7 protein-coding genes are annotated in these 10,872 nt (G+C 77.7%); 3 read left to right on the top strand and 4 right to left on the bottom strand.

Features of this window, described 5'->3' with window-relative positions; translation table 11 throughout:
• From GYH36_RS17950 to GYH36_RS17940, 3 genes are all read right to left on the bottom strand, one after another.
• Positions 1–2,748: ATP-dependent helicase (locus GYH36_RS17950; RefSeq protein WP_162290550.1), on the bottom strand; the 2,748-nt coding region annotated here is incomplete at its 3' end.
• Positions 2,745–6,167: a UrvD/REP family ATP-dependent DNA helicase gene (locus GYH36_RS17945; RefSeq protein ID WP_162290549.1), complete on the bottom strand. Its 3,423-nt coding sequence runs from the start codon at positions 6,165–6,167 to the stop codon at positions 2,745–2,747. The genes GYH36_RS17945 and GYH36_RS17950, both read right to left, overlap by 4 nt.
• A 57-nt stretch (positions 6,168–6,224) precedes the next feature.
• Positions 6,225–7,202, bottom strand: a complete 978-nt coding sequence (locus tag GYH36_RS17940; protein WP_312028704.1) for a DUF3152 domain-containing protein — start codon at positions 7,200–7,202, stop codon at positions 6,225–6,227.
• A gap of 66 nt (positions 7,203–7,268) precedes the next feature.
• Between GYH36_RS17940 and GYH36_RS17935 the strand changes: the two genes are divergently transcribed.
• Both GYH36_RS17935 and GYH36_RS17930 read left to right on the top strand, forming a co-directional pair.
• A complete protein-coding gene (locus tag GYH36_RS17935; protein ID WP_115942151.1) occupies positions 7,269–8,018 on the top strand; it encodes a TetR/AcrR family transcriptional regulator in 750 nt (249 codons plus the stop codon).
• Positions 8,019–8,115: 97 nt separating this feature from the next.
• Entirely contained in the window at positions 8,116–8,340 is a 225-nt protein-coding gene (locus GYH36_RS17930; RefSeq protein ID WP_024840453.1) for a DUF3107 domain-containing protein, read from the top strand.
• 99 nt (positions 8,341–8,439) lie between these two features.
• Here GYH36_RS17930 and GYH36_RS17925 read toward each other — a convergent pair whose 3' ends face one another.
• Positions 8,440–9,162, bottom strand: a complete 723-nt coding sequence (locus GYH36_RS17925; RefSeq protein ID WP_115942150.1) for a ferritin-like fold-containing protein — start codon at positions 9,160–9,162, stop codon at positions 8,440–8,442.
• Positions 9,163–9,405: 243 nt separating this feature from the next.
• On the opposite strand from GYH36_RS17925, the gene GYH36_RS17920 reads away from it, so the two are divergent.
• Positions 9,406–10,872, top strand: a 1,467-nt coding sequence (locus GYH36_RS17920; RefSeq protein ID WP_312028703.1) for a DEAD/DEAH box helicase, incomplete at its 3' end; no start/stop codon positions are given.

Here is a 10,872-nt window from a genome sequence, read left to right as displayed (position 1 = left end):
GTCAGCGGCGGCGTGCGCGGCGGCGCGGTCGGCGGCCGCCCGGTCGACCGCGGCGGCGGTCCGGCGCAGGAGCGCGCGGGCGGAGCCCGCGGGCGCGTCGTCGGGCGCGGGCCACGTGCCCGTGACCTCGACGTCCTCGAGCGGGTTGGTGTCGTCGGGCCCGGGCGGCGCGGACCAGCCGTCCGCCGCGACGACGCCGGCCTCGACGAGCTCGAGCAGGAACGGCGAGAGCGCGCGCGGGCGCGAGCCCGTCTGCCACCACGACGCGGTGAGGTACAGCTCGCGGCGGGCGCGCGTGAACGCGACGTACGCGAGGCGCCGCTCCTCCGCGAGCTGGTGCTCGCCGCACGCCGCGCGGAACTCGTCGCGGCGCGCGACGAGCTCCTTGGTGTCGGACGCGAGGTCGTACCGGAACGACGGCAGGTCGGCGGCGTCGCCGCGCAGCGGGTACGGGAGCTGGCTCACGTCGGTCAGCCACCCGCTGTCCGCGCGGACGCCGGACGACGACTGCGCCGTCGTCGGGAAGACGCCGTCCACGAGGCCCGGCACCACGACGACGTCCCACTCGAGGCCCTTCGCGGCGTGGGCCGTGATGACCTGCACCGCGTCCGGGTCGGGCTCGCGCACCGGCAGGTCCAGCCCGTTCTCGCGCGTCGACGCCACCCCGAGCCACGCGAGGAACGCCCCGAGCGTCACGACGTCGGCCGTCTGGCTGAAGGTCGCGGCGACGTCGCGGAACGCGTCCAGGTGCTCGCGCGCGCGGTCGCTCACGGCCTCGGGGTCCGCGAGCCGGCGCGACGCGAGCAGCGCCTCGTTCGTCACGGCCTCGACGTCGAGACCGAGCGCGCGCTCCGCCTCGACGACGAGCTCCGGGAGCGAGAGGTACGTCAGCCCGCGCAGCGCGCGCAGGGTACGCGACAGGGCCGACAGACGCGCGTGGCCCTGCGGCGTGAGCGTGCGACCGTCGGACGCGGCCTGCCCCGGCGCGGGCAGGTCGTCGAGCGCGTCGACGATCGACCGGTGGTCGGCCACGTCCCCCTCGACGACGACGGGCCCGTCGCCGTCCTCGGGCGCGTCACGTCGGCGGGACCCGAGCGCGCCCTCGTGTCGCGCGAGATCGGCGGCGCGGCTCCCGAGCGCGTGCAGGTCCGCCGCGCCGAGGTTGAGACGCGGCCCGGTGAGGAGCCGCACGAGCGCGTCGCCGCGCGAGGGGTCGTGCACGGCCTCGAGGAGCGCGACGACGTCGACGACCTCCGGCGTCGTGAGGAGGCCGCCGAGTCCCACGACCTCGACGGGCAGGCCGCGGCGGCGCAGCGCGACCTCGACCGCGGCGAACTGGCTGCGCTTGCGGCACAGCACCGCGGCGGTGACGCGACCGCCCGGCGCGCTCGCCGGGCGCCAGCGCGCCGCGACGAGCTCGGCGACCGCGGCGGCCTCCTCCTCCGCCGTCGCGGCGACGTGCGCGGACACCGTGCCCGGCCCCGCGTCGTCGCGCAGACCGAGCGGCGGCACCTCGACCCGGTCGCCCGACGCGCCCGGCCCGGCGCTGCGCAGCGGGGCGGCGGTGACGTTCGCGGCGGCGAGCACGGCGGCGTCGTTGCGCCACGACGTCGACAGGAAGCGCACGGCCGACCTGTCGCCCGTGGCGCGCGGGAAGCGCTCGGGGAACCGCGCGAGCCCGCCCGCGCTCGCGCCGCGCCAGCCGTAGATCGACTGGTGCGGGTCGCCCACCGCCGTCACCGGGTGCCCGCCGCCGAACAGGCCCGCGAGCAGCTCGACCTGCGCGTGCGACGTGTCCTGGTACTCGTCGAGCAGGACCACGCGGTATCGCGCGCGCTCCGTCTCGCCCACGACCGGGACCTCGCGCGCGAGGCGCGCCGCGAGCGCGACCTGGTCGCCGAAGTCGAGGGAGTCCGTCGCGCGCTTGCGGCGCCGGTACTCCGCGACCACGTCGAGCAGCCGCACGCGCTCGGCGACGTCCCCGACGAGCTTCTCCACCTCCTTGGTCCGCGCCTTCTGGCGGGGTCCGAGAGGGAGCGCGTCGAGCTGCTCGACGATGCCGGCGAGGCGGTCGCGCGCCTCCGCGGGCTCGAGCAGGTGCTCGCCGAGCGCGCCGGAGAGCCCCAGGACGGCCGCGACGACCGTGCTCAGCGCGCGGTCCGTGCCGAGGTCGTCGTCCCAGCCCTCGACGACCTCGGACGCGAGCTGCCACTGCTGCGCCTCGCCCAGGAGCCGGGACCCCGGCTCGACGCCGACGCGCAGCCCGTGGTCGCCGACGAGGGACGCGGCGTACGCGTTGTAGGTCGCGACCGTCGGCCGGTCGAGCAGCGACAGCGCCGACGCCGCGCCGCCACGGGCCCGGGCGAGCTGCGCGAGCCGCACCTGGACGCGCTCGGCGAGCTCGCCCGCCGCCTTGCGCGTGAACGTCAGGCCGAGCACGGCGTCCGGCGCGACGAGGCCGTTCGCGATGAGCCACACGACGCGGGCCGCCATCGTCTCCGTCTTGCCCGACCCCGCGCCCGCGACCACGAGCGTCGGCTCGAGCGGCGCCTCGATGACCTCGACCTGCTCGGGCGTCGGGCGGGGCCGGCCCAGCAGGTCGGCGATGCGCGTCGCGGAGAGCGTGGGCCGGACCTGCTCGGGGGTCGAAGGCCCGTGCTCGGCCGGCTCGAGCGCGACGCCGTCGGCCGCGACGAGCCGGACCGCCGGACCGGCCGGCTCCGGGAGCTCGAACAGCTCGCTGCTCACGCGACCACCCTCCTGCCCTCGGGCTGCACCGGGCACGCGCGGCGCACGGGGCACATCTCGCACAGCCCGTTCTGGCGTGCCGTGAACGCGGCGGCCGACATCGTCCCGGCGGCCTCCTCGACGAGCTCGCGGGCCCAGCTCGACCCGTCGGGGGCTGGGTCGAGCGCGGGCTGCGGCACGACGGCCGGGCCCACGTGCGTGCTGCCCACGTACACGAGCTGGGCGCCCGCGCTGCGCGTGCCCTCGGGCACGTCGAGCGCGCCCGCCTCGACCGCGAGCTGGTAGGCGCCGAGCTGCGGGTGCTCGGCGCCCTCCGCCTTCGTCGCGGTGCGACGGCCCGTCTTGAGGTCGACCACCCGGACCGCGCCGTCGCCCGCGGCCTCGACCCGGTCGATCGTGCCGCGCAGGCGCGCGCGCCCCACCGTGACGTCGAACGTCGGCTCCACGAGGAGCGGCTCGCCCGCCTGCGCGACGTAGGCGGCGAGCTTGTCGATCATGCGCTCGGCGCGGCGGCGGAGCTGGCGCGCGGGCCAGCCGTCGGGCAGCGCGAGCTCGGCCCACCGGCGGTCGAGCTCCGCGCGCAGCTCGGCGAGCGACCCCGTGGGGTGGCTCTCCGCGATCGAGTGCACGAGCGTGCCGAGGCTCTGGTGGGTCGCGTCGGGCGCGGTCCCGCCGGCCGCCTCGAGCGACCAGCGCAGCGGGCACGTCGAGACCGTCTCCACCTTCGACGGCGACACGACGACGGTCTCCTCCGGGCGGCGCAGGGGCGCGGCGCTCGAGACGCCCGCGACGCCGTACCAGGTCTCCGGACGCGCCTCCGCGACGCCGAGCGCCCCGAGGTCCGCGAGGAGCGTCGCCGCGGCGACCGCGCGGGGGTCCGGCCCGCCCACCCCCTCGGTCGCCGCGGCCCCGGTCACCGCGGTCTCGGTCACCGCGGCCTCGCGCGCCGCCGCCTCGACGAGCACGCCGCGCGCCGCCGCGACCAGGCCGCGCAGGTCCAGCGGGGCGCCGACGCGCGCGTGGCGCCGCTCCGCGCCCGGTGCCGCCGAGCCCTCCCCCGCGCCGGGAGCGGCCCCCGGGCCGCCGGCCCCGTCGCCGGGCGCGCCCGGCCCGTCGGTCCCGTCGTCCGGTCCGTCGGTCCCGTCGTGCGGCGCGGCGGGCGGCGCGACGAGGTCGCAGAACACCGATGGCGTCTCCTCGGCGTCCTGCACCGCGGTGACCACGAGCCGGCGCGTCGCGCGCGACGTCGCGACGACGAACGCGCGCAGCTCGTCCGCGAGGACCTGCGCTCGCGCCTGCGCGCCCACGCCGTGCGCGTCGTGCGCGCGCCCCGCGAGGAGCTCGACGAGCGCCTGCGAGCCGAGCAGCGAGTCGCGCAGCCGCAGGTCGGGCCACACGCCGTCCTGCACGCCCGCGACCACGACGACGTCCCACTCGCGCCCGGCGGCGCCCGCCGGGGTGAGCGCCGCGACGGCGTCCGCGCCGCTCGCGCTCGCGGCGAGCGAGTCGGCGGGCAGGTCCTGCGACGCGAGGTACTCGACGAACGCGCCCGCGGGTGCGCCCGGCATGCGGTCGACGAAGGTCTCCGCAGCGCGGAACAGGGCGAGCACCGCGTCGAGGTCGCGGTCCGCGCGCGCCCCGGCCGGACCGCCGTCGAGCGCCGCCGACCGCCACCGCTCCGCGAGGCCCGTCGCGGCCCACACCGCCCACAGCACCGTCTGCGCCGTCGCGCCGGGCTCGGCCGCCGCGGCGCGCCCCGCGGCGAGCGCACGGGCGACCGCGACGGGGCCGCGCCGCACGGTCGGCGGGAGGGTCGCGGCGCGCGCCGGGTCCTCGAGGACCTCGACGAGCAGCGCGTCGGACGACCGCCCTCCCCCGCCCTCGAGCTCCTCGGCGCGCAGCGCGCGCCGCAGCCGGCGCAGCGCGACGACGTCGAGGCCGCCGACGGGCGACGTGAGCAGCGCCGCCGCCGTGAACGGGTCGAGCGCACCCGGGTCGTCGGGCTCCGCGACGCACACACGCACCGCGGCGAGCAGCGGCGCGACGGCGGGCTCGTCGCGCAGCGGCACGTCGGACCCGAGCAGCGTGACCGGCACCGAGGCCGCGACGAGCTCGCGGCGCAGCGCGGCGAGCCGCGTGCCCGTGCGCGCGACGACCGCCATGCGGTGCCACGGCGTGCCGTGGAGCAGGTGCTCGGCGCGCAGCTCGCGCGCCACGTACGCGGCCTCCTGCGCGACGGCGGAGAGCACGGCGACCTGGACCGGCGGAACCTCCTCGGCCGACGGCCCGGGTGCGACGTCCGCCGGGTCGTCCGGCGCCGTGCGGGGCGCCGCACCGCGGTGCACCGCGCCCGCGACGGTCCCCACCTGCGCCGCGACGCGCTGCGTGACCGCGCGCAGCGGACCGGTCTGGCGCCACGCCGTCCCGAGGACGGCGACGCGCGCGCCGAGCTCGCCGCGCCGCGCGCCGTCCCGGCGCGGCGGGGCCGACGCGCGCCCCACGAGGCCCGGGCTCGCGCCGCGGAACGTCTGCACCGCCGCGTCGGGGTCGCCGAGCAGGACGAGGCGCGCGCCGTCGTTGTGCAGCACGTGCAGCAGGCGCGCCGTCGCGACCGTCGCCTCCTGGTAGTCGTCGACGACGACGAGGTCCCAGCGGGGCCGTGCGGCGTCGGGCACCTCGTCGTCCCACGCGATCAGGGCCTCGGCCGCCTCGTCCACGACGACCGCCGGGTCGTAGCGGGCCCCGGCGTCCGGCGTGCCCGAGCGCAGGGCCGTCACGTCGAGGTACTCCGCGAAGAGCTGGGCGCCCAGCCTCCACTCCGGGCGGTCGTACCGCTCGCCGAGGGCGGCGAGGTCGCCCGGCGTCAGGCCGCGCTCGGCGGCGCGCATGAGGAGGTCGCGCAGCTCCTGGCGCAGGCCCCGCAGGCCGAGGGACTCCTCGGGCAGGCCCGGCGGGAGGGCGAGCGGGGACAGGTGCGCCAGGGAGCCGTCGAGGTGGCCCTCGAGCAGCTCCGCGAGCACGAGGTCCTGCTCCGGGCCGGAGATGAGCGTCGGGTCCGGCTCACCGAGCGCGGCCGCGCGCTCGCGCAGGACGGCGAAAGCCGCGGACGCCGCCGTGCGGACCATCGGGGCGCCGACCGTGCGCCGGGCGCGCGCGGACAGCCGGTCGCGCAGCGCCGCCGCCGCGCGCCGCGACGCCGCGAGGAGCAGGACGCGCTCGGGGGCGATCCCGTCCGCGAGCGCCGCGAGCACGACCTCCTGGGCCACGAGCGTCTTGCCCGTCCCGGGCGCTCCCACGACGAGCGTCGCACCCGGCCCGGCGGCCGCGGCGACGGCGGCCCGCTGAGAGGGGTCGAGCTCGACGTCGGCCTCGACGTCGCGAGGCCGCGCGACGAGGCGGGGGGCGGTCGTCCGGGGCACGGTCAGATCCCATCACGCGCCACCGACACCGCGGTGCCACGCGCCCGGCGCGGCGCGCTACGGCACGGGCCACCCGTTGACGAGGCAGCCCTGGGCCGAGATCGACTGCTGCACCATCACCGGGGCGACCGCGCCCGGGGCCGGGCAGTCCTCGTGCCCGTGCCCCAGGACGTGCCCCACCTCGTGGTTGACGAGGTACTGGCGGTAGGTCGCGACGTCGTCGCCGAAGTCGGGCGCGCCGAGCACCCAGCGCTCGAAGTTGAGGACCGCGACGCCCGTCACGGAGTTCCCGCAGGAGTACGTCCCCTCGGTCTCGAGGGGCGCGCACAGGCGATCGGTCGTCGCGGGGCTCGCGAGCACGACGCGGATCGACGCGTCGTCGGCCGCGGTGCGCGAGAACGTCACGCCGTCGGGGCCGGACCACCCGCGCGGGTCGTTGAGCGTCGTGAGGACGGCCGTCGCGAACACCTCGCCGTCGACGGGCAGGCCCTCCTCGACCTCGACGCGGACGGACCGGACCGTGCCCCCGCCGGGCGCGGGGCTCTCGCCCGGGACGACGGCGAGCGCGCCGCCGAGGTCGGGCGCGACGACGACGACGTCGCCCAGGAGCCCGGAGCCGGGATCGGCGACCGGTGGCTCGGGCGGCTGCTCGGCGACGGGCGGCTCCGGCGTCGTCGTCCCCGGGTCCGACGGCGCCGGGTCGGGCGCCGTGATCGCGTCGGGGCGGGGGGCGAGCAGGTCGAGCGCCGGGGCACGCTCGGGCGCGCTCGCGGCAGCGCCGGCGCGCCCGACCGCGGACCGGCTCGCCGCGTCGTCCTCCTCGCGGACCGGGGCCGGCGGGTCCTGCCGGCTCGCGGCCGCCTCGGTGCTCGCGCCGCGCGGGTGCGGGACGTCCCACACCTCGGCCGTCGCGGCGCCCCCGCCGAACCCGAGGACGAGGCACGCGGCGACGGCGGCCCCGTGCCGCAGACCCCGTGGCGGGCGGGCCGCGCGGGGCGCCGTGGACCGGTTCGGGAGGGAATGTCTGTCGGGCACGCGCCCATCGTCCCACTCCTCGCGACACGGGGTCGACACGAGGAGGGGTTTCCGTATCCTCCCCCCATGACGGGAGCCAGCGGACACACGCGCGACGCGGCCGCGCCGCCCGCCGCCGCGCGCACCCGCATGCCGCGGGACGCACGCCGGGCCCAGCTCCTGGCGATCGCCGAGGAGCTCTTCGCCTCGCAGGGGTACCACCACATCTCGATGGACGACATCGCCGACCGCGCCGGCGTCGGCAAACCGGTGCTCTACCGCCACTTCCCCTCGAAGCTCGACCTCTACCTCGCGATCGTCGACGAGCAGGGCGAGCGGCTCGTCCGGGCCGTGCACACGACGCTCGACCCGTTCCGCGAGCCCGCTCCCGGGGTGGAGGCGGGCGACCTCGACGCGCTCGCGGTCGACGGGCTCGCGGTCCTCGAGGGCATCGTGCGCGCGTACGTCGCCTACGCGTGCACGGCCGGCCGCTCGGCGGCGCTGCTCTTCGAGTCCGACGTCATGCGGGACCCGGTGGTCCGCGCGCGCGTGCTCGAGCCCGACGCCCGGATCGCGGGGGCGTTCGCCGACGTCCTCGTGCGGATCGCCGACCTCGACGCCGGCGAGGCGCTCGTCGTCGCGCGCACGTGCACGGCCGTGGGGCGCGCGGCGGCGACCGAGGTCGTCCGCCCCGACGGCGCGACGGCCGACGACGTCACCCGGCTCGTGCCGCGGCTCGTGTGGCGCGGCGTGCACGGGATGCTGCGCCGTTCCCGGCCCTCGGCCGACGCGCAGGACGACGCCGCCGCGCTCGACGGGTCGGCCGCGGGAATCTGACTACTATCGATCGCGTTGCCGCCGGTGGGACGCCCCACCCGGGCGGACCGAGGCCCGTCGTCGCTGCGCCTGGCGCAGCCGCTGTGAGGAGAACTGAGTGGAAGTCACGATCGGTGTGCAGAACCTGGCCCGTGAGATCGTCGTCGACACGGACCTGTCCGCCGAGGCCGTGGCGACCGCGGTCGCCGACGCGCTCGGCGGCGCCCCCGCCCTGGAGCTCACGGACACCCGGGGCCGGCGCGTGATCGTGCCGACGGCGTCCCTCGGGTACGTCGAGATCGGCACCGAGGAGCCGCGTCGCGTGGGCTTCGGCTCTCTGTGACGTCCGCGCGCCCCTGAGGGCGCGCCCCGACCGACGCCGCCGTCGCGCCGCCCGGCGCGGCGGCGGTGTGCTGTCTGCCGGACCGGATCCGTCGTCGCCTCAGGCGGCGAGGCCGAGACGGTCCATCCGGCGCGCGTGCTCCGCGGTGAGCTGCGCGAACACCCACGACTGCGTCGCGGGCTCCGGGCCGCCGCCGGGCTCGCCCGGCTCCGGCGCCTCGGCCGCCGCGCCGGCGGCGACGAGCCGCGCGAGCGCCGGGCGCTCGGCCAGCACGACGCCCACGACGCCGAGCGCCTCGCCGACGAGGCGTCGCCCCCACAACGCGAGGCGCGACGAGAGCACCGGGTCGGCCGCGGCCGCCTCGGCGATGACGGGCGCGTACCGCTGGGACGGCGTGTCCTGCGTCAGGGCGTCCACGACGACGGTCCGCGACCGCTCGTCGAGACCCTGGGCGGCGAGCAGGCAGAAGTCGTCCGCGACGCCCTGGCCCACGTAGCCCTTGAGGATGCCCTCCCACCACGTGCTCGGCCGCGTGCGGGCGTCGAAGTCGTCGAAGATCCCGTCGAACGCCGTCATGCAGTCGTCCGGGTCGCCGCCCAGCTCGTCCACGCGCACGAGCACGCGCTCCTGGCGGTCGAGCATCGCGGCGGCGAGCCGGGACAACGCCTGACGCTGACGCAGCGTCGGGGCGTGGGCGGCGTCCCCGGCGAGGCGGCCGAAGCTCGCGAGCTCGGTGTAGGCGACGAGCCCGAGGAGCTCCACCGCGTCGGCGTGGTCCCCCGCGGGCAGGGTCGTGGGGGTCGCGTTCGGGGCGTCGCTCATCGGGCCAGGATAGTTGTCCGATATCATGGCGGGCGTACATCGGTTGCCCGGTCGTCCAGACCTCACGCTCGTCACGCGCACGACGACGGCACGGCACGGCCCGCGGAGCGGGCCTGGCCACGACATCCCACGATCGGCTGCCGGCCACGAGGCGCGTACGACCGCGACCGGGAGGCTCCCGGTTCCGGGCCCCGCCGGGCCCGCCGACGGTCGCGCGTGCCCGAACGAGACAGAGGCACACCAGTGACCACCACAGACGCGACTCCCGACGTGGACGCCGACGCGACGACCGTCGCCGCGAGCGTCCACGCGGACAACACCACCTTCGCCGACTTCGGCGTGCGCCAGGAGATCGTCGACGCGCTCTCCGACGCGGGCATCGTCCAGCCCTTCCCCATCCAGGCGATGACGCTCCCCGTCGCCATGTCCGGCCACGACATCATCGGCCAGGCGAAGACCGGCACGGGCAAGACCCTCGGGTTCGGCGTCCCGCTGCTGCACCGCGTCGTCGCCCCGGGCGAGCCCGGCTTCGACGAGCTGCCCGCGCCCGGCAAGCCGCAGGCGCTCGTCGTCGTCCCGACGCGCGAGCTCGCCGTCCAGGTCGCGAACGACCTCACCACGGCCTCGAAGCGGCGCTCGGTGCGCATCGTCCAGCTCTACGGCGGCCGCGCCTACGAGCCGCAGGTCGAGGCGCTGCAGCGCGGCGTCGAGGTCGTCGTCGGCACCCCGGGCCGCATGATCGACCTCATGAACCAGGGCCACCTCAACCTCACGCGGGCCGCGACCGTGGTCCTCGACGAGGCGGACGAGATGCTCGACCTCGGGTTCCTGCCCGACGTCGAGAAGATCCTGGCCCGCACGCCCGCGCAGCGGCACACGATGCTCTTCTCGGCCACCATGCCGGGCGCCGTCGTCTCGATGGCGCGCCGCTACATGAAGCAGCCGACGCACATCCGTGCGAACGACCCGGACGACGGCGGCCAGACGGTCAAGAACATCGAGCAGGTCGTCTACCGCGCGCACGCGCTGGACAAGGTCGAGATGCTCGCGCGCATCCTCCAGGCCGAGAACCGTGGCCGCACGATCGTGTTCGCGCGGACCAAGCGCACCGCGGCGAAGGTCGCGGACGAGCTCGTCGACCGCGGCTTCGCCGCCGGCTCCATCCACGGCGACCTCGGGCAGGGAGCGCGCGAGCAGGCGCTGCGCGCGTTCCGCAACGGCAAGATCGACGTGCTCGTCGCGACGGACGTCGCGGCCCGCGGCATCGACGTCGAAGACGTCACGCACGTCGTGAACTACCAGTGCCCCGAGGACGAGAAGACCTACCTGCACCGCACCGGCCGCACCGGTCGCGCGGGCAACAAGGGCACGGCCGTCACGTTCGTCGACTGGGACGACGTGCCGCGCTGGTCGCTCATCGACAAGGCCCTCGACCTCGGCATCCCCGAGCCCGTCGAGACGTACTCGAGCTCGGCGCACCTGTACACGGACCTCCACATCCCCGAGGGCACCAAGGGCCGCCTCCCGAAGGAGCGCCGCACCCTTGCGGGGCTCGACGCGGAGGAGATCGAGGACCTCGGCGAGACCGGCAAGCGGCACACGCCGGCCGGCGGCTCGCGCGGGCGCGGTCGGTCGGACGGCGGTCGCTCGGACGGTCGCGGGCGCGGCGAGCAGGGCGGCCGCGGCCGGTCCGGCGGCCAGGGCCGCGGG

The sequence above is a fragment of the Cellulosimicrobium composti genome (assembly GCF_010287905.1).
Taxonomy (GTDB): Bacteria; Actinomycetota; Actinomycetes; order Actinomycetales; family Cellulomonadaceae; genus Cellulosimicrobium; species Cellulosimicrobium composti.
The sequence above is the reverse complement of the archived record's forward strand: the minus strand, read 5'-3'. Positions and strand labels throughout refer to the sequence as shown.